Origin of the sequence: Roseateles sp., assembly GCF_049240545.1 — a bacterium.
Classification (GTDB): Bacteria; Pseudomonadota; Gammaproteobacteria; order Burkholderiales; family Burkholderiaceae_C; genus Paucibacter_A.
Genome location: NZ_JBMLSK010000386.1, coordinates 15,226 through 41,370 on the forward strand (window position 1 = coordinate 15,226; position 26,145 = coordinate 41,370).

The following is a 26,145-nucleotide window of genomic DNA, read 5'->3' on the forward strand; positions in this document are numbered from 1 at the left end:
GGGCGCTGTGAAACCTGGGGAAGAGACAGACAGAGAGACGGTCAGAGAAACAGACAAACAAGTCTGCGCAGAACTCTTGGGGGGGCTCAGGCTGCCGGTGCAGGGCCTGGGCAAGGCATTCGCGCTTGTGTCAGACGGGCGGGGTGGCAGTCGGGAGAGGTTTGAGGCCGTGAGTTCATGTTTCACATCTTCGCACCGGCGCGACGGTCAAATTCCCCAAGAACCGGGGGCAAATCGCGCCTGATTGTTGGCCGGATTTCGGGGCCTTTTTGGGCCAATGCGCCCCGCGATCCGGCTTCAGTGGCGAGTGGTGTTCAACCACATACGAAGCTCGCTGGCATCGGGCGGGCCGATGATGAATCGCGCGGCGGAGCCGGGTCTCAGCAGGGCAATGTAAGGCGTCATGCCGCGCCATTGCGGATTGACGGCGTAGCGCAGCTGGGCGCTTTGGCCTTCAAAAGCCATCAGGCGATCGGCGGGGCGGTAGTGCGGATTGGACAGCAGCGCGGCGTCGTCGCTGCCGGGCTCTTGGTCCATCACGACGGCGATGACCGGGACTTTTAACCGCTGCCTGTGCGGGTTGGCGGCCAGGTCTTGCAGCACGGCGGGGCAATGGGCGCAATCGGTGCTGGAGAAGACCACGATGGCCGGCTGCTTCAGGCGGTCTTGCAGACTCGCCCAGGCATCGGCGCGAAAGGGCTCGACTTTCTGCGGTGCGCTTTCAGCCGCCAGTGCCACCAGCGTCGCGGCGGCGAATACACCCATCCGCCTGCCGATTCGGGCCAGCTTACCAGGGGCGCGACGCGCAGAATCAGGGTTGAATCGCAATGACATGGGTCTTCTCCGCAGTGCGCCACAGCGCGTAAAACTCGGTGCGAGTGTCAGCGCCGCTGCCTGTGCGGCGCAGCAGCAGTCGGGGGTGGTCGTTGTCCATCGGACTGCTGCGCAAGTCCTTCAGCTCGAAGTGTTGCCCGCCATCGTTGGAGACCCAGGCGCGCAGTCGATGGGCCTGGCCGTCAAAGCTGCGCCAAACGATCGCCAACTTGGCGCCGCTGGCCGCCAGATCCGCATGTTCGGCCGCAGGGTCGGGCAGCGCGCGAACCGCGCCCACCGGGCGGCCGTCGGGGGCCAAACGCCCGTAACGCACGGCAGCGTCGCCGGCACGCAGCCCAAACCAAACCGCGTGGTAGCCGCCCCGGGGTTCGTCAAGCGCCAGCCCCGGCCCGTGGTGCGGGCAGCCATCCACCGCCCACTGGTCTTGGCTGGCGCGCTGCACGGTCGGTACCTCACCTTGCAGCCGGGCAAAGGCATGGTCGCGCTGGTTCGGCTCAAAGACATGGCGCCACAGCGCCGCCATGCCGCCTTCAGCTGTGGGGCTGAGGGCGATGCGGCAGCATTCGCACGTGTGATCTGCCAGCTTGAGGTCGGGCCCGAAGCTAGCCCCGCCGTCATTGGACTCGTTGCGGTAGATGGCCGCGCCGCGGTAGGGCTGCTTGCGGGTCTTGCTGGCCTCCAGATCGCGCTTGTCGATCCAGACCGTGTGCAGCACGCCCTGTGCATCAAAGGCGATGCTGTCGAAGCGATGCGTGATCAGCTGCCGGTCGGCATGCACGGTGACCGGTGGCGCAAAGGTCTGGCCGCCGTCGCTGGAGCGCAGCAGGCGGATATCGCCGGTGTAGGGCTTGCTTTGCGGCTTGGTGTAGCTGATCACCACCCAGTTTTGGGGGCCGAAAAAGGCCAGCTTGGGGCGGTTCTCGCCGTCGGCGGACACCGTGTCCGAGCCGATGTCCAGCAGCCGCGCAGCGTCCCAGCTTTGCCCCAGGTCGGTGCTACTTTGCACGAACAAGCGGCCTTGGGCGTCCAGGCCCGTGATCCACAGGTCACCATTGGGCGCGAAGGCCGCACCCGTGCCCAAACTCATCTTCTTTGGCTTGACGCTGGCCGGCTTGGGGCTGGGGGTCTGCGCTGTTGGGGCGGCGGCCGCCGGGCTGGCATGCGGCCCATGCTGGGCCTGAGCCCAGGACAGGCTCAAGCTCATCAGCAGCACGGCCGCCAGCCAGTTTCGGAAAATGTCAGGTCTGAGCATGGCGTGAGCCCTCCGGTCAGAAGCTGGCGCGCAGTTCGGTGAATACCGTGCGGCCGGGGTAGGGGTGGGCTTGGTAGCCTCGGCTGTCGAAGGCATTGTCCAGGCCCAGCGCCAATTCCAGCTTGGGGCTGAACTTGTAGCTGGTACGCAGGTCCACAAAGGTGAAGGAGGACACGCCGCCAAAGACGTTGGGGTTCACATCCAGGTTGTAGACGTCGTTGTAAGCCCGCCCGGAGTAGCGCACACCCACGCTTCCCATCCAATGTCCGTCGGGCCGGTAGGCTGCCAGCAGGTTGGCGCGCACCTTGGGCACGCGCAACCACCACTTGCCCACGCTCTGCGGGTCGCGGGCGTTTTCCAGCACCTTGGAATTCGCAAAGGCAGCATTGGCGTCCAGGCTCAGCCCCTTGAGGAAGAGATCTTGGGTTTGCCAAACGAACTCGACGCCATAGGTGCGCACACGATCGACGTTAGACACGCGGGTCACACTCGGCAGTACCGAGGTGTCGGACTGGCGCAAGATGCTGTCGCGCACATCGTCATGGAAGAGCGAGACGCGCAGGCGCTGCAGCTCCCAGTCTTGTTCCAGGCTGAACTCCAGCGCGTCCGAGCGCTCGGGCTTCAAGTTCGGATCGCTCTGGGTTTGCGAGGTGGCGGTGACCGTGCCGTTGTACAGCTCCTCCACATTGGGGAAACGCACGCCGCGGCCATAGCTGGCTTTCAGCACCGTGTCCGGCAAGGCTTGCCAGGCCAGCGAGGCCTTGGGCGAGCTGCCGCTGAGCTTGCGACCCTCATAGGGCACGATCTTGTTGAAACTGCCGTCGCCCGTGGCTTCGCAGCTAAAGCCGGCGGCCGGCTTGCAGCTACTGACGCGCAGCAATTGTTCGCCGTCCATGCTGCGGAACTGCTCCTGGCGCAGGCCCAGGGTCAGGGTCAAGTCGTCTTGCAGCTTCCAGGCGTCTTGCATATAGGCGGCAATGACCTCGGTGCGGCCCCGGTAGCGTTGAGACAGCACGGTCTCGGTATTGCGCCAGTCGCTGGCCTGGGTGGTCGGGCTGTCGAGTTGGTAGCTGTTGCGATGCAGGCCCAGCACCAGGCTGTGGCGGCCCTGGCCCCAGTCGCCGGCCACTGGCGTGTAGGCGGCTTGCACTTCAAAAGTGTCCCAGCCCGTGCCGTCGCGGCGTGTCCAACTGCCGGCACCGCCCGCCTGGGCTTGCGGCTCGGGCAGATTGGCCTGGCGCGCAATGTCTTTCAGGATGCGGTAGTTGGAGTAGACGACCGAGGCGTTCCATCCGGTCGGGCGCTTGCTCTTCAGAGTCAGCCCGGCATGGCGGTGCAGCTCTTCGCGATTGGAGGGGGCAAAGGCCGTGTCGGGGATGACAAAGCGGTTCGTGCCATCGCTGACCGCGCCGGACCACACGGTGTTGCCTGCCGCATCACGCAGGAAGGGGCGATTGCTGTTTTGGGTGTCATTGGTCCAAAAGCCCAGCATGGCACTGCCCAATAACTCGGGCGTGAAGGCATAGCCGGCTTTGAGCTTGACGGTGTCTTGCACCGTGTGATCGATGGCACCACCGCTGGCACCAAAGATGGCGCGCCGCTGGCCCCTGGGGTCGAGATCGTACTGAATGCCGGTGACGCGCTTATCGCCGGGCTTGGCCGGCTCGAAGCTGCCGGTCTTGGCATTGACGCCGGCGGTGTAGTAGTTCATCGGCTGCGAGGTCGAGTCCTGATGGTTCAGCGTGGCGGTGAACCACAGGCCCGAGTCCAGGCGGTTGCCCACATAGGCCGAGGCCTGGCCGCCCGAGTAGCGCTCAGACAAGCCGTATTGCGCGAAGCTCTGGCTGTAGCCGGTCAAGCGAGCCGAGGCTTCAAATTTTGTGGGCTCACGCTCGGTGGTGACCACGGTGGTGCCGATCGAGTTGCCGGGGTAGATGGCCGAGAAGGGGCCGTACAGCATGTCCACCCGCGCGATCGCTTCGGGCGTGATCATGTTCCAGCGCGGGCCGTCAAAGCGGCCCAGGAAGTTGCTGATCAGGTAGCCGTCCACATAGGCCAGGCCGCGGCCCGGTTGCAAAGTGCCAAAGCTGCGCCCGCCAATCATTGAGTTGCGGTCGCCGATGTAGCGCTTGCGGATGCTGGTGTTGGGCATGTACTTCAGCGCATCTTCAGGGTTGAAGAGGTTTTGGTCACGCAGGTCTTCGGCCGTCTTGCTGACGCTATTGCTGGGCAGGTTGGCGGCCAACCCCGAACGTAAGGCGGCGCCATTGACCAAGACCGGGGCGAGTTGCCCCTCGGTGGCGACACCTTGGGCCTTGGCTTGTTGTTGAAGGGTGGCCAGGCAGAGCGTGGTGAGGGCCAGCGTGGCCAGGCTCAGGCGGTTGAGGCGAAAGGCGGCGGAACGAGAGTTTGAATACATGGTCGAACAAGCAGTGCGGCGGCCGCATCGGTGCGCGCAAACAAGCGCGCGGCGAGGGGCGCGGCATTCAAAAGGGAGAGAGGGCGGCGCCGCGCAGCAGCGTCGCCCAGGCGGGCTTGTCAGACCGTGTGAGGAGGCGCGCGAGATTGCGCCGGGGCCCAGGCATGGCTGGCTTGCGGAGCGCTGTAGAAACGCTCGGGCATCGCAAATTGCAGGCCGCTCAGCAGCAAGGGCGTTTGCGCTGCAGGCGGTGGTGGGGCCAGGTCTTGCGCATGCAGGGCGCAATAAGGGCAAGTCGAGAACAAACCGTGAACCGCAGCCTCGGAGGATTGCTCAGTGGCTTGAGCGGCTAACACCGATTGCGCCGCACGCGGCGACACCACACTGCTGCGGCACACCTGGCTCCAGGCCACCACATCGCCCCGCGCATGCGCCAGCGCCTGCGACAAGGCAGGGGCGAGCGCGGCCAGCAGGAAGGTCACGAGGACCAGCCAGCGGCTTGCAGCGGAGGGGCGAAAGAAGTGGAGAAGAGAGCCTTGCACAGGGGCGATTCTAGCGAGGCGTCGAACAGACGCCCTTGATTTGCCTTAACTAGGCTGAGTTGAGCTCAGTGCTTGTGCGTGTGTGCGTCGGCCTTTGGTGCGCCCATGGGGCGCGCTTCGGCTTGCACCTCGACGGCGGGCAGCTTCTTGCCGGCCTTGTCTTCAAAGACCAAGGTCAGCGCCACCTTGTCGCCGGCCTTGATGGGGGCCTTCAGGTCCATCAACATCACATGAAAGCCACCGGGCTTGAGCTCCACGGTTTGGCCGGCCGGCAGGTCCAGGCCTTGAATGGCGCGCATCTTCATGACCGAGCCTTCCATCGCCATCTCATGCACCTCGGTCACGTTCGCGACGCTGGAGCGCACTTCCACCAAGCGGGCATCGCTCTTGGACTTCAGCTGCAGAAAAGCGCCGGTGGCCTTTTGCTGGGCCACGGTGGCGCGCACCCAGGGTTGAGAGACTTCAACTTGGGCCGAGGCTTGCAAAGCGGCAAACAGCAATGCGCTGCAGATGAGTGATTTCTTGTTCAAGGCAGTCCTCTTGGTCGGGCCAGATCGTCACTGGCGATAGAAAAGATTCTAGGGGCCAGGCACTTTCAAGGTTTCAAGAGCTCCAGCAAAGTGCGCGCCACCACCTTGGTCGCGCCGCGCAGATCGGCCAGGTTCACATGCTCATCGGCGCGCTTGGCATTGCTCTCCAGCACGGTGCGCGGGCCGGCGCCGTAAATGGCGGCGGGGATGCCGTGCTCGCCGTAGAGCCTCATATCGGTATAGAGCGGTGTGCCCGAGGTCGGGATGGCTTCGCCGAAAACCGCCTCGCCATGGCGCTGCAAGGCTTGGACCAGGGCCTGGTTGCCAGGCAGCGGCTGCAGTGCATGGGCCAGCAGCAGGCGCTTGATGTCCACGCTCAGACCCGGCACCAGGGCTGCGGTGTCGCGAATCAGCTTGCGCAGATTGGCTTCCACCGCCACCGGGTCTTCTTCAGGAATCATGCGGCGATCCAGCTTGAAGCTGACCTTGCCCGGCACCACATTGGTGTTGCTGCCGCCTTCAATGCGCCCGACATTCAAATAGGGGTGGGTGATGCCCGCCACCTGCGAGCTGATCTTTTTGTAAAGCGTGTTCTGCGCATACAAGGCATTCAGAATGGCCACCGCGCCTTGCAAGGCGTCCACGCCGGTGTCGGGAATGGCGGCGTGCGCGGCGCGGCCATGCACCGTCACTTCCATCTGCAAACAGCCGTTGTGAGCGGTGACGACTTGGTAGCTGAAGCCTGCGGCGATCAAGAGATCGGGTCGGGTCAGGCTATTTTTAAGCAGCCAGCCGGGGCCCAATTCGCCGCCGAATTCTTCGTCATAGGTGAAGTGCAGCTCGACCCCGCCGCACAGCGGCAGGCCTAGTGCCTCAATTGCGCGCAGGGCGAAGGTGTAGCTGGCGAAATCGCTCTTGCTGACCGCGGCAGCGCGGCCGTAGAGCTTGCCGCTTTGCAGATCGCCCTCGATATGGCCGCTATAGGGGCCGTGGGTCCAGCCCTCGCCCGGGGGCACCACATCTCCGTGGGCGTTCAGCGCAATCACCGGCCCGGTGTCGGAGTAGTGCCGGCGCACGATCAGATTGGTGATGGAGGCCAGGCCATAAGCCTGCACTTGCTCGGCGGGCACCGGGTGGCGCTCGACGGGCAGGCCCATGGCGGTCAAGAGTTCGGCGGTGCGCTCGGCGTGCGGCGCGTTATTGCCGGGCGGGGTGTCGGTGGGCACCTGCACCAGCGCCTGCAAATAGCGCACTTCTTCTTCAAAGTGTGCGTCGATCCAGGCGTCTAGCTTTTCGAATGAGTCGGTCATGAAGAGAGTTCCTCCGCCAAGCGGGTCAACAGGGCTTGAAAGGCGCGCACGCTCAAATCAGCATCATCGTTGCTGATGGTTTCCAGCGGGTTGTGGCTGATGCCGCCATTGCCGCCGCGCACAAAAAGCATGGCTTGTGGCATCAGATCATGCAGCTTCATCGCATCATGGCCCGCGCCGGAAGGCAGGTGGCGCAAGGGCAGGCCGAGGCTGGCCACAGCGGCCTCCCAGCGCGCTTGCCAGCGCGCATCGCTGGGCGCGGCTTTGGCAGCCATGGTGGGGGTGAGGCGCCAGCGCAGGCCACGGCGTTGGCAGATGCGGGCCAGCTCGGCGCGCACATCGCCGTCCAGCGCGTCGCGGGCTGCGTTGCTGCTGGCGCGCAGATCCAGGCTGAACTGGCAGCGGCCGGGGATCACATTGATGGAGCCCTGCGGCACCTGCAATTGGCCCACGGTGCCGACGGTTACTGCGCCGTGGCTGTCTTTCTCGCCCGCGCGCCGCTCCACATAGAGCAGCAGCTCGGCCACGGCGGCCGCCGCGTCTTGGCGCTGACCCATGGGTGTGGTGCCGGCGTGGGCGGCTTGGCCGATCACCTCGCCCAGATAGCGCACGCTGCCATTGATGGAGGTGACGATGCCCAGCGGCAGATCCAGGGCCTGCAGCACCGGGCCTTGCTCGATATGCACTTCAACAAAGCCGAGATAGCGGGCCGGGTCACGCGCCAGCGTCTGGATGGACGCCATCTCGCCCGGCAGGCCGGCGCTTCGCATCGCCTCCCGCATGGAGATGCCTTGTTCATCCAACTCATCCAGCCAGGCCGGGTGAAAGCTGCCGGTCAGGGCGCTGGAGCCCAAGAAGGTGGCTTTGTAGCGCTGGCCCTCTTCCTCGGCAAAGGCCACGACCTCAATCGCAAAGGGTAGGCGCTGCCCGGCGCGGTGCAACTCGCGCACGCAAGCCATGGGCACCAGCACGCCCAGGCGGCCGTCGTACTTGCCGGCGCGGCGCACGGTGTCGTAGTGCGAGCCGGTCAGGAGCATGGGGGCTTGAGCGTCCAGACCGAGGTAGCGCCCCACCACATTGCCCACCGCATCGATGCTCACTTCGTCAAAGCCGCAGTCTTGCAGCAACCACTCGCGCAGCTGGGCGGCGCAGGCTTGGTGGGCAGGCGTCAGATAAGTGACGGTGAGTTCGCCCTGCTCTTGAAAGCCCGGGTCGGAATGCTGAGCCAAGGCCTCGGCCCAGTCCCAGACTAAATTTCCCAGATCGGGCGAGACACCAAACTTGTCATTCAAGCGGATCTCGGCAATGCGGTGGATCTGGCGCAGGCATTCGCTCAACTCTTGTTCGGGGCTGTCTTGCAATCGGCGCGCAAAGGCCTCGATGATTTGGCTGCGGCTCAAGCCCTGACCGCGCGGGCCGCGCACCGCCAGGATGAAGGGCCAGCCGAAATGCGCGCTGTAGTCCGCATTGAGCTGCTGCAGCCGGGCGAACTCTTCAGGCGTGCAATGCGTCAGCCCGGCGCGCCCCTGCTCGTCGCTGGACTCGGCGGTCAGCGCCTGGGCCACCATGGCCTTGCCGGCCAGCTCGGGGTGGGCGCGGATCAGCTGCAGTTGCTCTTCACGACTAGCTTCACGCACCACTTGCGCCAGGCCATGCTTGAGCTGGGCCAGGCTTTGAAAGGGCCGCGCGGCGGCGGCGCGCTCGGCGATCCAGGGTGAATGCTCATAGGTGCCGGCCAGCAGCTCGGTGAACCCTGCCACCGTGGCCGCATTCAATGCGCTCAAACTCAAAGTCATCATCTTGTTCATTCCCAAATGAAGGCGCGTGAAGCGTCAAAGGGATGAACGCTGCGCCAGTGGCGCGCGATGTCCACCCGGCGGCAGATCCAGACCCGCTCGTGCTTCTCCACATGATCAAGAAAGCGCTGCAGCGCGCGCATGCGCCCAGGTCGGCCCAGCAGGCGGCAATGCATGCCCACGCTCATCATCTTGGGCGCTTCATCGCCCTCTTTGTAGAGCACATCAAAGCTGTCGCGCAGGTACTCAAAGAACTCGTCGCCTTGCGAGAAGCCCTGTGGCAGGGCAAAGCGCATGTCATTGCAATCCAGCGTGTAGGGCACGACCAGATGCGGGCTGAGCGCGCCATCCGTCTTGCGCACCTGCAGCCAGAAGGGCAGGTCGTCGCCGTAGTAATCGCTGTCGTACTCAAAGCCGCCGTAGTCGGCCACCAGGCGGCGGGTGTTGGGGCTGTCGCGGCCGGTGTACCAGCCGGATGGCCGCTCGCCAACCAGGCGTTGCAGCAGATCCATGCCCTCGTTCATATGCTGGCGCTCGGTGGCTTCGTCCACGCCCTGGTAGCTGATCCAGCGCCATCCGTGGCCGGCGATTTCATGGTTCATCTGCACCAGGGCCTGGCAGAGCTCAGGGTGGCGCTGCAAGGCCATGGCCACGCCAAACACGGTGAGCGGCAGGCCGCGCCCTTCAAATTCGCGCAGCAAGCGCCATACCCCGGCGCGCGAGCCATACTCGTAAATGCTCTCCATGCTCAGATGCCGAGCGGAAAAGGCCGGCGGGTTGGCCATCTCGGAGAGGAACTGCTCCGAGCCCGCATCCCCATGCAGCACCGAGTTCTCGCCGCCCTCTTCGTAGTTCAGCACGAACTGCAGCGCGATGCGCGCTTGCCCTGGCCACTGGGCATGGGGCGGGTGTTCGCCATAGCCGATCAGGTCGCGCGGGTAGCGATGAGGGGTCGGGCTTTGTCGCATGGCGGGCAGCCAATGGTGGCAGGAGTTTTCTTGCCTACACTTTGCCTCAAATCTTGATCGCCTCTCACTCGAAAGCCAGCAAAGCATGAGCACCGCAGCAAGCAACGATCCGGCCAGCAGCCCCGGTTGGCTCAGCACCCATGTGCTGGATACCATGCAAGGCCAGCCCGCCGCAGGCATGGAGGTGCGCCTGTACCGGCTGCAGGGCGAGGGTCAGGTCTTGCTGCTGAAGTCGCTGGTCTTGAACGCCGATGGCCGCGCCGACGCGCCTTTGCTGTCGGGCGCGGAGTTCTTGCCTGGCCGCTATCGCCTGGTGTTTGCCGTGGCCGAGTACTTCAGGCGGCAGCCCGGCGTGGTTTTGCCCGAGCCGCCTTTTTTGGATGAGGTGCCGCTGGACTTTGGGCTGGCCGATGCCGCCGCTCACTACCATGTGCCGCTGCTGACCAGCCCCTGGAGCTATTCAACCTACCGTGGCAGCTGAGCGGAGCTTGAGCGCCGATATGGGAGCCTCATCGTTTTTTGCTCTGCATAGCGATCTGGACCGGCTGCAGTCGGCGCTGCAGCAACAGAGCTTGGTCTTGGTCACGGTGATGCAGGTGAAAGGCAGCGTGCCGCGCGGGCCGGGCACTTGGATGGCCGTGGGGGCCGAGGGATCGCTGGCGCCCTTGATTGCGACCATCGGCGGCGGGCAGCTGGAGTTCGAGGCGATTGCGAAAGCGCGGCAGCTTCTACAAGCGGGCCGCTTTGCTGGCGCTGTGCTGAGCGAACACGCTTTGGGGCCCAGCCTGGGCCAGTGCTGTGGTGGCACGGTGGCGCTGCGATATGAATGCCTGGAGGCCAGCGAGAGCGCCGGCTTGGCCGAACGCCTGAGTTCAGCGGAGCCGACGCCCATGCCGGTGGCCTTGTTTGGCGGCGGCCATGTAGGCCAGGCTTTGGCGCGGGTCTTGTCCCGCTTGCCGATGCGCTTGCACTGGATCGACAGCCGCGATGAGGTGTTTTCAGAGGATCTGCCGGCGTCGATCACGGCGGAGCATTCGGAGCCGGTGCAATCGGCCGTGAAGGACCTGAGCCCTGGCTCGGCCGTACTGATCATGAGCTTCAGCCATGCCGAGGACCTGGAAATTGTGCGGGCCTGTCTTGTGCGCCAGCGCGCCCAGGGCGATTTGCCCTTTATCGGGCTGATTGGCAGCAAGAGCAAATGGGCCAGCTTTCGCGCCCGCTTGCGCGAGCGTGGCTTCGGTGAAGCCGAACTGGACCATGTGACCTGCCCCATCGGACTGCCCGGCATCCAAGGCAAGCAACCCGAGGTGATTGCGGTGGCGGTGGCCGCGCAGTTGTTGTCGATGCGCGCTGATTCCTTCGTCTCATCGCGGGGCCCATCTTCTCCTGTGTGAATAAGACGGATCGCGCGCGCCCAGGGAATCGCCCGTGGCTCTTTCGGACTACATCTGACGTAAATCCTTCATGATCCGTCGCGATGATGCGTGGACTTCAAGGAGGTTTCATGCAGTCGACATTCATTCTTTCTTCCGTGGCCGCAGCCCTGGTGCTCTCTGCGGCGCCGGCTTTGGCTTGGAAAACCCTGGACGGCAATGCGCCGCTGGTGATCGCCCACCGTGGTGCATCCGGCTATCTGCCTGAGCACACCCTCGAGGCCTACACCAAGGCCATCGAGATGGGTGCCCACTACATCGAGCCCGATCTGGTCATGACCAAGGATGGCGTGCTGGTCGCTCGCCATGAACCGGTGATCGGAGACTCGACCAATGTGCGTCAGCTGTCGCAGTTCGCCGACCGCATGAGGACCAAGACCATCGATGGTGTGGTTTACAAAGACCAGTACTTCGTCGAGGACTTCACTTTGACCGAGTTGAAGACCCTGCGTGCGATGCAAACCCGCGCCGGCCGCCCGACGACCTATGACGGTCAATTCAAGGTGCCGACCCTGGACGAGGTGATCGCGCTGGCCAAGGCCAAGAGCATCGAAACCGGCCGCCCCATTGGCATCTATCCCGAGCTGAAGCACTCGACCTATATGCAGGGCGTGTCGCTGGCTCAAGGTCGCAGCAAGACCTACTTCGAAGATGCCCTGGTCTCGACGCTGCACAGCGCCTACGGCAATGTGGCCAATGCGCCGGTGTTCATCCAGAGCTTTGAAGTCTCGAACCTGCAATACCTGAACACCAAGACCGATATCAAGCTGGTCCAGTTGGTGGATGCCGATGATGTCAAGGCCGACGGATCCTTGTCCTTGGTGGCGCCCTATGACAAACCATTCGACGTGGCCAAGCGGGGCGGTAAGCTGACCTTCGCCGATATGGTGAGCGAAGTCGGTCTGTCCTTTGTGGCCACCTATGCCGATGGCATTGGCCCGTGGAAGCCGTACTTGCTGAAGACCGTGGACGACGGAGTGGATCGTGACGGTGATGGCAAGCTGACCGGCAAGGATCGCCGTGTCGACGGTTCCACCGGCGTGATCGAGAACGCCCATGCGAATGGCTTGTTCGTGCACACCTGGACCTTCCGCAACGATGCGTCCTTGCTGGGTTTTGCCGACCCTCAGAAGGAGATGGAGGCCTATTTGAAGATGGGTGTGGACGGTGTCTTCACCGACTTCCCGGATACCGGGGTCGCGGCCCTGGCGGCTGTGGCCGCGGTGACGGCGGTGCCTGAGCCCGAGACTTACGCGATGCTCTTGGCTGGCCTGGGTGCCTTGGCCCTGGTGCGCCGCCGCAAGAGTGCCTGATCCCGTTGAGTGCGTGTGACCAAGCCGGCCCCTGGGCCGGTTTTTTTATGTCCCGGCGGCAGACTCGCCAAACACCAGGGTTTCGGTCCAGCCCAGCGCCGCAAAGTCAGCGGCGCGTTCCTCGGCTTCGCCGGCGCAGAAAAACTCGTCGAGCTGCGGCGGGCTCACCGAGGTGCCTGCCAGCATGGCATGCACTTGACCGCGGTGGTGGATCTGGTGCTGAAACAGATGAGCCAGCAGTCGGCTGCGGCTGTCGATCTGGGGTCGGCCCGGCCGAGCAATGGTGACGGGCCGCTGCAAGTCCGCATCGCTTTGCGCTTCGCAGTAGCGGATCAGTCGTTCATCGATGCGCATCTGCTCTGCGCGCAGCTCGGCACATTGCGCAAAGGGCTGCTCTTTCTCAAAGAACACATAGCAATCGGGATGCGGGGCCAGGCCTTGCAACTCGCGCTCCATCGCATCCAGATAGAACCAATCCACGTACAGGCTGTGGTTCAGCGTGGCCTGGATGGAGGGGAAGAAGCTGCAGCGCTGCGCCTCGAAGTCGGCCGGGCTGAGCTGCATGCAGGCGCCCAAGAGCCGGTAGTTGGCCCAAGCATTGTTGTAAGCCATGCGCAGCAGATGCTGGCGCAGCGGGTTGGGTGTTGGCATGGCAGGAGCTCCTGAGAAGGCGATTGAACCTAGGGGTTTCGCATTCTCGGGGCAGCGCCCAAGATCGGAGGCGGGCGTTGTCAGCGACGTGGCCCGTGTTTCTCTTTCTCAATGATTCACAACAAGCCGGAAGCCTCGCGCGATTCGGCCAGGAGATCCGCATCATGGCAAGCAAAGTCACCCCGGCCAGCAAGGCCCCCGTCAAAACCAGCTTGGCCAAGGCGAATGCGCTCTCGCTGCACATTGGCCTGAATGCCGTGGACCCGGCCGCTTATGGCGGCTGGGACGGGCCGCTTGCCGCTTGCGAGTTCGATGCCAATGACATGGCTGCCTTGGCCAAGGCGCAAGGCATGAAGCCCACCGTCTTGCTGACAAAAAAAGGCACCCGCGCCGCCACCTTGGCGGCCATGCGCAGCGCCGCCAAGCGCTTGAAGGCGGGGGACTTGTTCTTCATGACCTATTCCGGCCACGGCGGACAGGTGGGCGACGTGAATGGCGATGAGCCCGACCGCAAAGACGAAACAATGTGTTTGTACGACGGGCAGCTGATCGATGACGAGCTTTACTTTGAGTTGAGCAAGTTTGCGGCCGGGGTGCGGATTTTGGTTTTGTCGGACAGCTGCCACAGCGGCACGGTCACGCGTGACTTCCCGCCGCCGCCACCGCCCCCTGGTCAGCGTGCCCGCTTGATGCCCGCCGAGGTGGCGCGCCGGGTGTATGAGGCACACAAGAAGTTTTATGACGATCTGCAGCGCAAGGTCTTGGCCGATGCCGCCAAGAGCGTCGTCGACCCCGATGCGGCTTTGGCCTTGTTGGGTGGCGCTTCGCAGGCGACCGCCTTGGTGGGAAAGTTCAAGCCCGCCGTGGTCTTGATCTCGGGCTGCCAAGACAACCAGACCTCGATGGACGGCGAGCACAACGGCGCCTTCACCGGCCAGCTCTTGAAGATCTGGAACGGCGGCGCTTTCAGTGGCAGCTACAGCAGCTTTCACAGCCGCATCCGTGCCGGGCTGCCGCCGAGCCAGTCGCCGAACTTGTTCTTGCTCGGCGACCCGAGCACTTTGGCGGCCTTCATGAAGCAAAAGCCTTTCACGGTTTGAACTGAGTGAAACTGTGAGCCGGCCGAGCGGGCCATGGCATGAACCATCAGTGAGGAGATTCAAGACATGGCCGAGCCGCAGATCACTCTTAAATTGAACGGGCGTCCCGCCGCACGGCTGCAGCTGCCCGCCTTGCTGACCCCGGCGGCGCGCTCCGCCGAGCGGCGCGATGACGCGTTTTTGCCCGACGGCTATTTGCAGCCCCTGAGTGCGTTTGACATGAGCCCGGCGGCCCGCAGCGCCGAGGGCGTGCCGCTGGCGCAAAGCCATGCCGCCGCGCCCAACGAGGTGCTGGTGCTGGAGTTGGCCGATGGCAGCTGCCTGATCACCAGCGCAGCGCGTTTGAAGGCCACGCTGCAGCAAACCCATCCCGAGCTGATTGGGGAAGACGGGGAAATCTTGCTGGAGGAATTGCGCGCCCATGGCGCTGCGCCGGGCCGGGGCTTGGGCGAAGCTGTGGGTGGGTTGATCAGCAAGGTCTTCAGCTTTGCGGTGGGGGCGGCGCCCGATGCCATCATCGACGCGGCGCTGGGCGAGCTGAAGAACAAGGCCGAGCTTGGCGTCAGCTGGGCCGGCACCAAGGCGCTGATGTGGGCCATCGAGAAGCAGCTCTCGCAAGACCCGGGTCTGTACCGCTGGATCTCGGCCACCGGCAAGCCGCAAGACTTGGAACCCTGTGACTTGCTTGCCAATCCGCCGGCCGGTCCGCTGCTGGTGTTTGTGCATGGCACCGGCTCCAGCACCCTGGGCAGCTTTGGCGAGCTGCGCAGTGGCGACCGCGACTTGTGGGGCACGCTGCAGTCCCGCTTCAGCGGCGGCATCTTCGGCTTTGAGCACCGGACGCTCTCGCAAAGCCCGATCGAGAACGCGATCGATCTGGTTCGTGCGCTCCCCAAGGGCGCGCAGGTCTGCCTGGTGTCCCATTCGCGCGGCGGTCTGGTGGCCGACCTGCTGTGCCTGGGTGACTTTGACGCCTTGATTGACCGTTATGCCTATGCCTTCAAAGGCACGGGCGATGCCGATGCGGAGGAGGCCCAGCGCGTCATTCGGGAGTTGACGAACGCCCATGCGGAGCAACGCGAGCAGTTGCGCGAACTGGCGAAGCTCTTGCGCGAGCGGCAGATCGTGGTGCAGCGCTATGTGCGTGCGGCCTCACCCGCCAGCGGCACCAAGCTGGCCAGCGGCAACTTCGATGTGTTTTTGTCGGGCTTGCTGAGCTTGATTGGCACCGTGCCTTTCTTCTTTGGCAGCCCTTGGTATTCGGCCTTCAAGCGGGTGGTGATCGAGATCGCCAAGAACCGCACCAATGCCCATTTGGTGCCCGGCATCGAGGCCATGCTGCCCGACTCGCCCATGGCCCGCCTGCTACGCGATGCACCGGTGCGGCCGGGTACGGCCATGTCGGTGATTGCCGGCGACATCCAGGGCGGCCATTTGCTGCGCCGGCTCGGCGTCATGCTGACGGACTTTTTGCTCTTCGATAACGACGACAACGATCTGGTGGTCAACACCACCGCCATGCTGGCCGGCATTGCGCCCAAGTCTGCGGCACGTGTTTTGTTTGACCGCGGGGCCGATGTTTCGCACTTCCGCTACTTCGTCAATATCGACACCCGCGCTGCCTTGCGGGACTGGCTGGTGGTAGCGCAGCCGCTGGAGCTGAGCAGCTTCCGGCCCCTGCCCGACCCGGCCGATTACGAAGCGGCGCTCGCCGCAGCCGGGGCCAGTCGCAGTGTCGGCGCGGCCGACCGGCCAGTGGTGGTGCTGCTGCCGGGCATCATGGGTTCGCATCTGCGTGTTGGGGCGAAAGACCGGGTTTGGTTCGATCCGGGCGATATCGCCACCGGCGGCTTGGCCAAGATCGAGTGGTCGCAGCCCACGGTGGAGGCGGATGAGCTGTTCGCCATGTTCTATGGCCGCATCTGCAAGCAACTGGCCGACAGCCACCGGGTCGAACCTTTTCCCTATGACTGGCGCCAACCGCTAGATGTCTTGGCCGAACGCCTGGGTGAGTTCTTGGATCGCTTGATGCACCAGACCCAGCAACCGATTCGCTTGCTGGCGCACAGCATGGGCGGACTGGTGGTGCGGGCCTGCATCTACAAGCGCCGCGCGGTGATGGATCAGCTGATGGCGCGCGAAGGCGCGCGCCTGCTGATGCTGGGCACGCCCCACCAGGGCGCGCATTCCATGGTGGAGAACCTGATTGGCAAGGGTTCGACCTTGCGCACCTTGGTGCGACTGGACTTGACGCACGATATGCAAGAGGTGCTGGACATCATCGCCGGTTTCCGCGGTGCTTTGCAGTTGCTGCCCAAGCCGGGTTTTCAAGACCAGTTCCAGGGCCAGCCCGGCGGCGGCGCGACTTATGCGTATCAAGAGGCCAAGACCTGGTTGGACTTGAAGGACAAGGTCAGCGACTTCTGGTTCGGTGACAAGCTGGCGGGTCGCCCTGAACAAGCGGTTTTGGACTCGGCCAGCTGGCTTTGGGCGCAAGACGGCTTGGCCCAGCCGGCCTTGCCTGCCGCCTATGAGAGCAAAAGCATCTACATCTTCGGCCAGGCGCCCAACACGCCTTGCGGTCTGCGCGAGGAGGGCGGGCGGCTGAAAATGGTCGGCACCGCGCGGGGCGATGGCACGGTCACCTGGGCCTCGGGGCGCATCGGCGGTGTCGGACGGCAGTACTACATGCCGGCGGCGCATGGCGATCTCTTGTCGACCAGCGCTTACTTCACCGCCATCACCGAGCTCTTGAACTCGGGGGCAACCTCGGGCCTGAGCGCGCAAGCGCCGACGAGCCGCGCCATCGAGCAGGCGAGGCCCCTCATCTACGACGCAGGCCCACCCAATGCCGATGACCCCGATGCGCTGATGCGCGGGTTGATGGGCAGCTCGGCGCGTAACCGGGTGCCTGCACGCACCCAGCGGCGGCTCGAGGTGGCGGTGCGTGCCATGGATCTGCGCTTTGTCAGCGACCCCATCTTGGTGGGCCATTACGAACGCGACCCGATCGCCGGCGCCGAGGCCTTGATCGACCGTGAGCTCTTGAACCGGGAGCTGAGTGAGCGCCACAGCCTGGGCCTTTACGCTGGGGCGCGGGGCTCGGCGTCTGTGGTGCTGCGGGTGCGCGGCGACTTTGAGCGCAAATTCGGCGCTTTGAGTGGGGCGCTGAGTGGCGCGGTGGTCACCGGCCTGGGCTCTTATGACCGCGCTTTGAGCCCGGCCGATCTGACCGAAGCGGTGCGCACCGGCGCCTTGCGCTATCTGTTGCAGGTGATCGATGTCTTGGGCAAGGCCGACCGCGAGGTGCCGCTGTCCAGCTTGTTGCTGGGCTATAACTCCTCGGCCAATCTGACCGTGGCGGCTTCGGTGGAGGCCTTGGTTCGCGGCGTGATGGAGGCAAATGCGCGCTTTTATGCCGCCACCCGTTTGAACATCCGCATCGCCCGGCTGGACATCATCGAGCTCTATCTGGATACCGCCATTGGCGCCACCTATGCCTTGCGAACGCTGAGCACGCAACTGGCGGCTCAGGCCGAGAAGCAAGGCACGGCCTTGCATTGCCAAAACGAGTTGCAGCAAGGCGAGGGCTTCCGGCAGCGGCTCTTTGACGATGGCAACTCTAGCTATTGGCCGCGCCTGATCATCACCGATGCCGATCGCAGCGAAGCGCAGAACGTGGCGGCGCATGGGGCTGCCCCCTTGGCCGACAAGCTGCGCTTTGTGTTTGTGGGCCAGCGCGCTCGTGCCGAGTCGGTAGCCTTGCAGCGGCAGCCCGGCTTGATCGAGCAGATGGTGGCGCAGCAAATTGGCAATCCGATTTGGAACGAAGACTTCGGCCGCATGCTGTTCCAGCTGATGGTGCCGCATGACTTCAAGGACGCCGCCCGCCAGCTCGACCGGGTGGTGCTGGTGGTGGATGCCTACACCGCCAATCTTCCTTGGGAGCTGATGCTGGCCGATGACCCGGACCGCCTCTCCGAAGTCAAACAACCGCTGGCCTTGCGCACGGCGGTGGTGCGGCAGCTGTCTGCGCAGACCTTCCGCGCGGCAGTGCGCCAGAGCGTCCTGCGCCAGGCCTTGGTGATCGGCAACCCCTCGGTGGCGGGCTTTGCCAAAGGCTTCCCGGTCTTGAATGGCCAGCCCACGCAAGACCCGCCGGACCTGCCGGGCGCCCAGGCCGAGGGCGAGGCCTGCCAAGAACTCTTGACCGGCATGGGCTACCAGGTTGAAGCGCTGGTCGGCAGCCACAACCGGGCCAGCGATGTGCTGGCCAAGCTCTATGCCAAGCCCTGGCGCATCTTGCACATCTCGGCGCACGGCGTGTTTGACTTGCCGCATGTCGATGGGCGGCGCCGCAGCGGCGTGCTCTTGTCCGATGGTTTGCTGATCACCGCGGCCGAGATCATGGCCATGGAGACGGTGCCGGAGTTGGTGTTCTTGAACTGCTGCCACCTGGGCCAGGTCGACAGCGGCGCGCAAGGCCCTGGCAGCAACAAGCTCGCCGCCAGCGTGGCGCGCGAGCTGATTGCCATTGGCGTGCGCTGTGTGGTGGTGGCGGGTTGGGCAGTCAATGACGAGTCGGCCCGGCTGTTCGGCGAGGTGTTTTATGCGCAGCTCTTGCTGCAACGTCAGTCCTTTGGCGATGCCGTGTTCAGCGCCCGCAAAGCGGTGTGGACCAGCCATCCCGAGGACATCACCTGGGGCGCCTTCCAGGCCTATGGCGACCCGGTCTGGTTGGCCGAGCCCGCCGCCGAGCGTGGCGCCGGGGGCGGGGGCGCCAGCCGTTATGTGTCGCCAGACGAGATGCTGGATGAGTTGGCGCGGCTGCGCTCCGACCTGGCGCGGCGCGGTGACGATCTGGGCTCTCGGGCCCTGCAAGCGCAAGTCGACCGGGTGGCCGATGGCCTGGCGCGGCGCTGCCCGCCGGGCTGGCAGCAAAACCCGCAGCTGCAATATGCACTCGGCAAAACCTGGTTCGATCTGGGCCAGTGGGAGCGTGCGCGGGCGGCCTTTTTGAGCGCGGCGCAAGCGGTGGATCGCATCGGAGGCGTGCCCATCGCGGATCTGGAAAAGCTGGTCGATGTGGAGTCTCGTTTGGGCGAGGCGCGCGCGGTCAAAGCCTTGGGCCAAGCCTTGGCGGGCGAGCCGCTGGCCCAGCAGCAATGGCGGGCTGGCGAGGCCATGATCGATTTGGCCCTGCGTCGCCTGGATGGGCTGGATGCCCTGGTGGTGAATGGCGACAGTGAACTTGAGGGTGAAGCCCTGGCGCCGCAGGCCTCCATGCACAGCGAACGCACCGCCTTGCGTGGCGCCGCTTGGCAACGCAAGGCCAATTTGCAGGCGCGGCGTTTGTTGAGTGGGCAACTGCCGCCGGCCGATCAGGATGCCGCCACGCAGGCGATGTTGCATGGCTTGCAAATGAGTATTGAGGCCTACCGGGCCGGCGAAAGTCAGCCCGGCGCCGAGCAGTTCAGCCCCTGTCACGCGCTGTACCGCCTGGCCCTGGATGCCCTGACCGATTGGCCCAGCCCGGCCGCCAAGGACGCCGCCATCGAGCTGGCCCAGCAATGCCGGCGTGCGGCGGCGCAGAGCTTTGCCATCCAGCCCAGCCCCTGGGACTTGCTGATCCAGCCCGAGGCCTTGTTGGTCGAGCGCTTGATTGATGGCCAACTGGGGCGCGCTGACGAGGAAGGGCGGCGCTGCTTCGAGGATCTTTCCTCCAGCTATGCCGAGTCGCTGAGCTACGTGACGGTGCGGCCTTTGCAACTGCAGGCCATGGTGGACCGGCTGGAGCGCCTGTCTCGCTTCGTCGATGCCTTGGCTCTGGCGCAGCATGAAGACGAAGCGCTGAGTCGTACCGCCGACCGTCTCATTGCCTTGGCGCAAGGCCTTCTGCCCGGCCATGTGGCGCGCAGCGATAGACCGCGCTAAAAGGGTGGCAGCCCCGGGGGCAAAGCCGCTCGGGCCAAGAAAGGGCACAAGACCTGATGGGCTAAGAGCGCTCCCTGAAGCTCGCTACACTTTGCCGCACAAAGGAATGGTGTCGCAGCGGCTTTGAGTGACGCGACCTAACGCAGCTCACAGCGCCCGCCTGTGGTGAGCCGCTTCGGGGTTTGGATGAACAGCGCCTATCTGCTCGATTGGGCCGGCCTTTTATTGCGCTGGCTGCATGTGATTGTTGGCATTGCCTGGATCGGTGCCTCTTTCTACTTTGTCTGGTTGGACAACCATTTACGCAAGCCGACGGCCGATGACTTGCGCGCCAAAGGCGTGGACGGCGAGCTCTGGGCCGTGCATGGCGGGGGCTTTTACAACCCGCAGAAGTACATGGTGGCACCGCCCAATCTGCCGGCGCACTTGCACTGGTTCTACTGGGAAAGCTACTGGACCTGGATCAGCGGCTTTGCGCTCTTCGTCACGCTGTATCTGTTCAATGCCGACAGCTATTTGATCGACCGGCGCGTGCTGGACTGGAGCGCGCCGGCGGCCATCAGCGCGGCCTTGGGATTTTTGGCGGCGGGCTGGCTGGTGTACGACCAAATCTGCCGCCGCTTGGGCCATACCGCCGATGGCAGCATCGGCCACGATGGCCGCGTGTTGGGCCTGATCGGTATCTTCATCGCAGCCGCCACCTGGCTGGCCTGCCAGCTCTTCGCGGGCCGCGCCGCCTTTTTGCTGGTCGGCGCCATGATGGCCACGATGATGAGCGCCAATGTGCTGTTCTGGATCATTCCGGGCCAGAAACAGGTGATTGCCGATATGCGCGCCGGCCGGCCGGTGAACCCGGTCTTTGGCCAGCGCGGCAAGCAGCGCAGCGTGCACAACACCTACTTCACGCTGCCGGTGCTGGTGGCCATGCTCAGCAACCACTACGGCATGCTTTACAGCCACGCGCAGAACTGGTTGGTACTGATCGTGCTGATGGCGGTGGGCGTGCTGGTGCGCAGCTATTTCGTGAAGCGCCACAAAGGGGCGAATGCCTGGGGCTTGCTCGTGGCGGCGCTCTTGCTGCTGGCGGGCTTGATGGTGGGTCTGGCGCCCCAGAAGGATTCCACCCGTCCTGGACAGCCCAAGCCAGCGGCCGCCAGCATAGGCGAGGTGCAAGCGGTCATGGCGCAGCGCTGCGTCGTCTGCCATAACGCTGAGCTGGCGCAGAAGGGGGTGCAATTGCACAGCGCCGAATTGATTGAGAAGCATGCCCAGGCGCTCCATCAGCAGGCGGTGTTGCAAAAGACCATGCCCTTGAACAATGCCACCGGCATGACCGAGTCTGAGCGGGCGCTGATCGACCGGTGGTTCAAGGCTCGACCCTGAGCCGAAAGATAGGGAGAAGTCCTTGCTCGAGTTGCCCATGCCGCCACGCGACCTGCTGTGTCATCTGTTTGATGTGGCGGTTCGGCGCGCCTTGCCCGCTGCGGTGCTGGCCGCGCATCTGCCCGCACCGCCCCGTCGAGGGCGCACGCTGGTCTTGGGCGCAGGCAAGGCCGGCGGTGCCATGGCGCAGGCGCTGGAGGCCGCTTGGCCCCGAGACATGCCGCTCAGCGGGCTGGTGCTCACGCCCTACGGGCATTGCCCGCCCGACTACAGGCCGCAGCGCATTGAGTTGATGTACGCCGCTCATCCGGTGCCCGATGCCGCGGGACTGGCCGGAGCGGCGCGCCTGATGCAAATGACCCAAGGACTGAGCCCCGAGGATCTGGTCATCTGCCTGATCTCTGGCGGCGGATCGGCGCTGATGTGCTTGCCGGCGCCGGGCTTGAGCCTCGCCGACAAGCAGGCTGTCAACCGCGCCTTGCTGCGCAGTGGCGCTTCCATCGATGAAATGAACTGCGTGCGCAAGCATCTCTCCGCCATCAAAGGAGGCCGTTTGGCGGCAGCTTGTTCGCCGGCGCAAGTCCTGACCCTCTTGATCAGCGATGTGCCGGGCGATGACCCGGCCCTCATCGCTTCAGGCCCAACCATGGCTGACCCCAGCCGCTGCGCCGATGCCTTGGCCATCTGCCAGCGCTACGCCATTGCCTTGCCCGACGCGGCGCGAGCGGGCTTGGAATCCGGTGCGTTTGAAACGCCCAAGCCTGAGGATCCGGTGTTTGCCGGCCATCAGTGGCGCATGCTGGCAACTCCGCGGCAGAGCCTGCAAGCAGCAGCCGAGGCAGCGCGTGGTCTGGGGCTGAACGCCTATGTGCTGAGCGATTCAATCGAGGGCGAATCCCGCGAGATTGGCGCCATGCATGCGGCCCTGGCGCGGTCGGTGGCCCGGCACGGCGAGCCTTTCGCCAAGCCCTGTGTTTTGCTCTCAGGAGGCGAAACCACCGTGACGGTGCGGTCGGGCCCGCATCCCTTGGGGCAGGGTGGGCGTGCCACCGAGTTCTTGCTCGGCTGCGCGCTGGCTTTAGACGGAGAGCCCGGTGTCTATGCCCTGGCTGCCGACACCGACGGTATTGACGGTGTTGGCAATAACGCCGGCGCTGTGCTGACCCCGAGCAGCCTGGCACGCGCGCGGGCGCTGGGCCTGAAGGCGCGCTCCGAGCTTGAGGCGCACAACGCCCGCGGCTTTTTTGAGCCCTTGGGGGACTTGGTGTCGCCCGGCCCGACCTTCACCAATGTGAACGATTTCAGGGCGCTGCTGATTCTCTGAGCTTGGCCGTGTATCGCTGCTGCCGGCTTGCAGCGTACTTGTTGAAAAGGCGAAGCTCGATTGTGCGGCGAAGTCCTGCTTTGACATGGCGCAAAGACAAGAACGTCGCCATATCGGAAAGTGCGGGCCATGCTTTGGCTTGCTGGTCGCGGCGACGCTTGCTGCGGCTCAGCCTCTTGATGAATGGACCACCTCCATCGTGGACACCCCCACAGCCTCCTTGCTTGCGCGCAGTTCCACCCGATCCCCGGCCTGGGATCCCAGGTGGGATGCGCTGTTTGGTCTGCCCCGACTGAGTGAGGCGGAGCGTCAAGCCTTGGCTTTGCTGCTGCGCAGCCGGGCGGTGGCGGTGGGTGAATCGGTGTTCCGGCGCGGCCAAGCCTCCCTGCAACTGGTTGCAGTGCTTGAAGGGGCCGTCGGGCTGGGGGTGGCCACGCAAGGCCAGGCCTTTCATCTGGAACGCAATATCCATGGCCCGGCTTGGCTCGATATCAGCAGCGCGTGGGCTGGCGGTATGTTTGTTCAAGATGCACAGGCTTTGCAGACCGCGACGGTACTTGAGTTACCCCTCGATGGCTTGCGTCAATTGCTGGGGCGCTGCCCGGATTTGTGCGAACGGATGATGTGTGCCTTGGCACATGCGGTGCAAAGCCTGACCGGAACCACCCACGACTTGATGGCCAAAGACGCGCAAAAACGCTTGGCCACCTGGTTGCTCTCACGCCGCTCGGAAGCCAGCGGCGGGGATGTGGCCTTGAAAGAGCGTAAGCGCGAATTGGCCGCTCAGCTGGCGATCACGCCGGAGACCTTGTCCCGCTTGCTGCGCAGCCTGATGAGCGCCGGCCTGATCGAGGTCAAGGGCTACTCCATCAAGTTGCTCAATCTGGGCGCGCTGCAGTCCCTGGCCCACGACTGAGATCCGGGCGCGCACCGGCGCTGTGCCCACGTCCCTCCTGCGTTGGAAATTCACCGCTTTCCGGGTCTTTCTTGCTGGCCTCCTAGGGCTTTCGCCCCTTAGACTGTGACCGAGGGGAGGTGCTTTCTCCCCTTCAACCCTCGTTCACCGTCCGAGCCAGAGGAGACACTCCGTGAGCCTTGCTGCAGAAAAATTCTTCCAGAAAAACCACGCACTGCCCACCATGCCCGAGGTGGCCAGCCGCCTGATGCGCAGTTTCGATGACGACAACATCAGCCTGGGCGCGATTGCCGACCTGATCGGCAAGGACGCCAGCCTCTCCGCCAAGGTGCTGCGGCTCGCCAACTCGGCCCGCTACAGCCCCTCGCACCAAATCTCCAGCCTCAGCGACGCCGCGGCAGCCTTGGGCATGGAAACCCTGCGCAACCTCTCGCTAGCGGCTTGCCTGTCTGGGGCCTTCCCGGTCGTCAAAGGACTGGACCGCACGCTGTTCTGGCGCCACAGCGTCAGCACCGCCGCCTATGCCCGCATCCTCAGCAAAATGCTGCACCTGGATGCCGACACTGCGTATCTTTCTGGCCTGATGCTGCGCACCGGCCAGATCATGATGGCCATGAGCGAGCCCGACCTGGTGGCCGACGTGGAAGCCCATGCCGCCGAGCCTGGCAGCCGATTCTCGCTTGAAGAACATCGCTTTGGCTGCACCCATGCCGATGTGACGGCCTCGCTGGCCTCGCAATGGCATTTCCCTGCAACCATGGTGGAGGCTTTCAAGGATGCCAACACGCCGATGGAGATCCGCCCCTTCTCGCTGATGGCGGCGGTGCTGCACCTGGCCGAAGTGCTGGCCGATGCGGCCGAACACCATGACAACCCCAGCCAGGCCCTGCAAGTGGCGGTGCCCGAGTTGGTCGAGCACCTGCATCTGGACTTGGACTTCCTGGCCGCCAAGATCGAAGCCGCTGGCGATGTGGCCAGCGATGTGGAGCAGTTGCTGCACTGAGACCGAACCGGCCGAGCTGAGGCTTGCTCAAGGCCCCACATAGCGGGCCCGCACCCAGAGCCTCTGGCCACTGCGTTTTTGCTCCAGGATATGGGCGAGCACGCCGACGCCGCGGCCGGCCATTTGCAAGCTGAGTGCGGCGTCGGCGGGGGCGCCGAGCGCGCGGCGCAGCGCCACCAGTCCAAAGTCCACCGAGGGCTTCCAGCCGGTCAGGCGGGCCACGGCCGGCGCCAGGGTTTGCGGCAAAGACTGCGCATCACTTGGCGCGAGGCGAGCGCATTCTTCCAGCAATCGGCGGGCGCGCGGATCACCGCCCGGGTAGGACAGATGATTGAAACCCGGCAAGCCTTCGCCGCGGTCCAGCCGCCGCATCAGCGCGGCCTCCATATCCGGTGCGGCCGCAATCTCATCCCAAAGCGCCTCCACCTGCGCGCAAGCGCCACCGTTGAAGGTGGCCGTTAGATTGCACATGGAGGCCAGCATGGCGGCGCCCAGACTGGCCTCCACCGAGGCCAAGCAGCGGGCGGTGAAGCTGACCATATTCATCTCATGATCGGCCACCAGCACCAAGGCCCGGCGCAAGGTTTCGTCTGTAGAAGCTGGCAGCCGCCAGGCGCGGCGGAACTGCGTGTGAAGCGCTTCATGGCTGGGCGGACGGTTCAAGAAACTGGCGACCAAGGCGCGCAGATGAGCCGCGCAGGCCAGTGCCAAGGCCTCGCCATCGGGCAGCCAGGCCGGCCCATGCAGATCGCTTAAGGCCGTGGCGAACAAGGCCAAAGGGCGGCTGTTGGGGCCTAGCGGCAGTTGCTCACGCAGCATTTGCCAGCTTGCGCCCAAGGTCGGCGCAGGGCTGGCAAATGGGTCGATTTCAGGGTCGAACTGCCAGAGATGCCGGGCCACATCTTCGGCGCTGCAATGGGCGTCCACCATGGACAGGGCCGGGCGGCCGCGATAGATCGGTTCGCCCTCGCGCACGCAGGACAAGGCGGTGTCCATCACCGGCAGGCCCTCGCTGAGCGCAGCCCGCGCCTGCTGCTCGCGTTGCCGGCCACCTTCCTTGCGCCGCTGCAGCAACTCAACCTCGAAGCTGGAGTAGCGCCGCACCCGCGGATCGCTGGGATCGCTGGACGCGCTCAACAGGCCGCGGCTCACATAGGCATAAAGCGTGGCTTTGCTGATGCCCAGGCGCGCTGCCGCCTCGCTGGAGTCCAGCAGGGTGTAGGTGCCGGTGATGGGCAGGTTCAGGGCGAGCTTGGGCGCTGCCGGCCTGGCCTTGGTTTGGCGGCCTCTGCTGGGCTGTTGTGAATTCATATATTGATGAACTTGATCAAGATTGATGAATTGACCGCCGGCCAGTCTAATCGCGGGCTTCTTGAGGGACAGGTGTTTTTTGTGGGACGAGATGACGTGGTGATTGGCGCAGTTGCAGGCTCGAAG

General features: G+C 64.6%; 19 protein-coding genes. 9 read left to right on the top strand and 10 right to left on the bottom strand.

What is annotated here, in order from left to right:
• Positions 1 to 297 precede the first annotated feature (297 nt).
• The 8 genes from ACOVRJ_RS23100 to puuE form a co-directional block, all read right to left on the bottom strand.
• Positions 298 to 834 (bottom strand): hypothetical protein, encoded by a 537-nt coding sequence (locus ACOVRJ_RS23100; protein ID WP_422046170.1) that lies wholly within the window; start codon positions 832 to 834, stop codon positions 298 to 300.
• Complete coding sequence (locus ACOVRJ_RS23105) at positions 812 to 2,086, bottom strand: hypothetical protein (RefSeq protein ID WP_422046171.1); 1,275 nt, start codon at positions 2,084 to 2,086, stop codon at positions 812 to 814. The genes ACOVRJ_RS23100 and ACOVRJ_RS23105 overlap by 23 nt, the downstream gene beginning before the upstream one ends.
• A gap of 16 nt (positions 2,087 to 2,102) precedes the next feature.
• Positions 2,103 to 4,505: a TonB-dependent receptor gene (locus ACOVRJ_RS23110; RefSeq protein WP_422046172.1), complete on the bottom strand. Its 2,403-nt coding sequence runs from the start codon at positions 4,503 to 4,505 to the stop codon at positions 2,103 to 2,105.
• 119 nt (positions 4,506 to 4,624) lie between these two features.
• Complete coding sequence (locus ACOVRJ_RS23115; RefSeq protein WP_422046173.1) at positions 4,625 to 5,047, bottom strand: DUF2946 family protein; 423 nt, start codon at positions 5,045 to 5,047, stop codon at positions 4,625 to 4,627.
• 65 nt (positions 5,048 to 5,112) lie between these two features.
• Complete coding sequence (locus ACOVRJ_RS23120; RefSeq protein ID WP_422046174.1) at positions 5,113 to 5,577, bottom strand: copper chaperone PCu(A)C; 465 nt, start codon at positions 5,575 to 5,577, stop codon at positions 5,113 to 5,115.
• Between the two features lie 65 nt (positions 5,578 to 5,642).
• Positions 5,643 to 6,887, bottom strand: a complete 1,245-nt coding sequence (locus ACOVRJ_RS23125; RefSeq protein ID WP_422046175.1) for a M20 family metallopeptidase — start codon at positions 6,885 to 6,887, stop codon at positions 5,643 to 5,645.
• Complete coding sequence (gene uraD / locus ACOVRJ_RS23130) at positions 6,884 to 8,683, bottom strand: 2-oxo-4-hydroxy-4-carboxy-5-ureidoimidazoline decarboxylase (protein WP_422046188.1); 1,800 nt, start codon at positions 8,681 to 8,683, stop codon at positions 6,884 to 6,886. Before uraD ends, ACOVRJ_RS23125 begins: the two co-directional genes overlap by 4 nt.
• An 8-nt stretch (positions 8,684 to 8,691) precedes the next feature.
• Positions 8,692 to 9,651 (bottom strand): allantoinase PuuE, encoded by a 960-nt coding sequence (gene puuE, locus ACOVRJ_RS23135; RefSeq protein ID WP_422046176.1) that lies wholly within the window; start codon positions 9,649 to 9,651, stop codon positions 8,692 to 8,694.
• An 85-nt stretch (positions 9,652 to 9,736) separates the two neighbouring features.
• On the opposite strand from puuE, the gene uraH reads away from it, so the two are divergent.
• From uraH to ACOVRJ_RS23150, 3 genes are all read left to right on the top strand, one after another.
• Positions 9,737 to 10,132, top strand: a complete 396-nt coding sequence (gene uraH, locus ACOVRJ_RS23140; RefSeq protein WP_422046177.1) for a hydroxyisourate hydrolase — start codon at positions 9,737 to 9,739, stop codon at positions 10,130 to 10,132.
• Between the two features lie 19 nt (positions 10,133 to 10,151).
• Positions 10,152 to 11,045 (top strand): xanthine dehydrogenase accessory protein XdhC, encoded by an 894-nt coding sequence (xdhC, locus tag ACOVRJ_RS23145; RefSeq protein ID WP_422046178.1) that lies wholly within the window; start codon positions 10,152 to 10,154, stop codon positions 11,043 to 11,045.
• Between the two features lie 110 nt (positions 11,046 to 11,155).
• Positions 11,156 to 12,397 carry a glycerophosphodiester phosphodiesterase gene (locus tag ACOVRJ_RS23150; RefSeq protein WP_422046179.1) on the top strand — a complete coding sequence of 414 codons (1,242 nt, stop codon included), beginning with the start codon at positions 11,156 to 11,158 and terminating at the stop codon, positions 12,395 to 12,397.
• 45 nt (positions 12,398 to 12,442) lie between these two features.
• Here ACOVRJ_RS23150 and ACOVRJ_RS23155 read toward each other — a convergent pair whose 3' ends face one another.
• Positions 12,443 to 13,048, bottom strand: coding sequence for a DinB family protein (locus ACOVRJ_RS23155; RefSeq protein WP_422046180.1), 606 nt, complete (start codon positions 13,046 to 13,048; stop codon positions 12,443 to 12,445).
• A 164-nt stretch (positions 13,049 to 13,212) separates the two neighbouring features.
• Between ACOVRJ_RS23155 and ACOVRJ_RS23160 the strand changes: the two genes are divergently transcribed.
• The 6 genes from ACOVRJ_RS23160 (at position 13,213) to ACOVRJ_RS23185 (ending at position 24,708) form a co-directional block, all read left to right on the top strand.
• Positions 13,213 to 14,148 carry a caspase family protein gene (locus tag ACOVRJ_RS23160; protein WP_422046181.1) on the top strand — a complete coding sequence of 312 codons (936 nt, stop codon included), beginning with the start codon at positions 13,213 to 13,215 and terminating at the stop codon, positions 14,146 to 14,148.
• 66 nt (positions 14,149 to 14,214) lie between these two features.
• A complete protein-coding gene (locus ACOVRJ_RS23165; protein WP_422046182.1) occupies positions 14,215 to 20,082 on the top strand; it encodes a CHAT domain-containing protein in 5,868 nt (1,955 codons plus the stop codon).
• A gap of 186 nt (positions 20,083 to 20,268) precedes the next feature.
• Positions 20,269 to 21,465 (top strand): urate hydroxylase PuuD, encoded by a 1,197-nt coding sequence (locus tag ACOVRJ_RS23170; RefSeq protein ID WP_422046183.1) that lies wholly within the window; start codon positions 20,269 to 20,271, stop codon positions 21,463 to 21,465.
• Positions 21,466 to 21,502: 37 nt separating this feature from the next.
• Positions 21,503 to 22,789 (top strand): glycerate kinase type-2 family protein, encoded by a 1,287-nt coding sequence (locus ACOVRJ_RS23175; protein ID WP_422046189.1) that lies wholly within the window; start codon positions 21,503 to 21,505, stop codon positions 22,787 to 22,789.
• Positions 22,790 to 22,988: 199 nt separating this feature from the next.
• Positions 22,989 to 23,705, top strand: a complete 717-nt coding sequence (locus ACOVRJ_RS23180; RefSeq protein ID WP_422046184.1) for a Crp/Fnr family transcriptional regulator — start codon at positions 22,989 to 22,991, stop codon at positions 23,703 to 23,705.
• Positions 23,706 to 23,877: 172 nt separating this feature from the next.
• A complete protein-coding gene (locus tag ACOVRJ_RS23185) occupies positions 23,878 to 24,708 on the top strand; it encodes an HDOD domain-containing protein (RefSeq protein WP_422046185.1) in 831 nt (276 codons plus the stop codon).
• Positions 24,709 to 24,735: 27 nt separating this feature from the next.
• Here ACOVRJ_RS23185 and ACOVRJ_RS23190 read toward each other — a convergent pair whose 3' ends face one another.
• Positions 24,736 to 26,019 carry a citrate synthase family protein gene (locus ACOVRJ_RS23190; protein ID WP_422046186.1) on the bottom strand — a complete coding sequence of 428 codons (1,284 nt, stop codon included), beginning with the start codon at positions 26,017 to 26,019 and terminating at the stop codon, positions 24,736 to 24,738.
• Positions 26,020 to 26,145: the final 126 nt, after the last annotated feature.

Coding starts and splice junctions, on each gene's coding strand:
- ACOVRJ_RS23110 (WP_422046172.1), bottom strand. CDS start 4,505: ATGTATTCAAACTCTCGTTCCGCCGCCTTTCGCCTCAACCGCCTGAGC.
- puuE (WP_422046176.1), bottom strand. CDS start 9,651: ATGCGACAAAGCCCGACCCCTCATCGCTACCCGCGCGACCTGATCGGC.
- uraD (WP_422046188.1), bottom strand. CDS start 8,683: ATGACTTTGAGTTTGAGCGCATTGAATGCGGCCACGGTGGCAGGGTTC.
- ACOVRJ_RS23105 (WP_422046171.1), bottom strand. CDS start 2,086: ATGCTCAGACCTGACATTTTCCGAAACTGGCTGGCGGCCGTGCTGCTG.
- ACOVRJ_RS23175 (WP_422046189.1), top strand. CDS start 21,503: ATGCCGCCACGCGACCTGCTGTGTCATCTGTTTGATGTGGCGGTTCGG.
- ACOVRJ_RS23170 (WP_422046183.1), top strand. CDS start 20,269: ATGAACAGCGCCTATCTGCTCGATTGGGCCGGCCTTTTATTGCGCTGG.
- uraH (WP_422046177.1), top strand. CDS start 9,737: ATGAGCACCGCAGCAAGCAACGATCCGGCCAGCAGCCCCGGTTGGCTC.
- ACOVRJ_RS23150 (WP_422046179.1), top strand. CDS start 11,156: ATGCAGTCGACATTCATTCTTTCTTCCGTGGCCGCAGCCCTGGTGCTC.
- ACOVRJ_RS23100 (WP_422046170.1), bottom strand. CDS start 834: ATGTCATTGCGATTCAACCCTGATTCTGCGCGTCGCGCCCCTGGTAAG.
- xdhC (WP_422046178.1), top strand. CDS start 10,152: ATGGGAGCCTCATCGTTTTTTGCTCTGCATAGCGATCTGGACCGGCTG.
- ACOVRJ_RS23165 (WP_422046182.1), top strand. CDS start 14,215: ATGGCCGAGCCGCAGATCACTCTTAAATTGAACGGGCGTCCCGCCGCA.
- ACOVRJ_RS23155 (WP_422046180.1), bottom strand. CDS start 13,048: ATGCCAACACCCAACCCGCTGCGCCAGCATCTGCTGCGCATGGCTTAC.
- ACOVRJ_RS23190 (WP_422046186.1), bottom strand. CDS start 26,019: ATGAATTCACAACAGCCCAGCAGAGGCCGCCAAACCAAGGCCAGGCCG.
- ACOVRJ_RS23125 (WP_422046175.1), bottom strand. CDS start 6,887: ATGACCGACTCATTCGAAAAGCTAGACGCCTGGATCGACGCACACTTT.
- ACOVRJ_RS23160 (WP_422046181.1), top strand. CDS start 13,213: ATGGCAAGCAAAGTCACCCCGGCCAGCAAGGCCCCCGTCAAAACCAGC.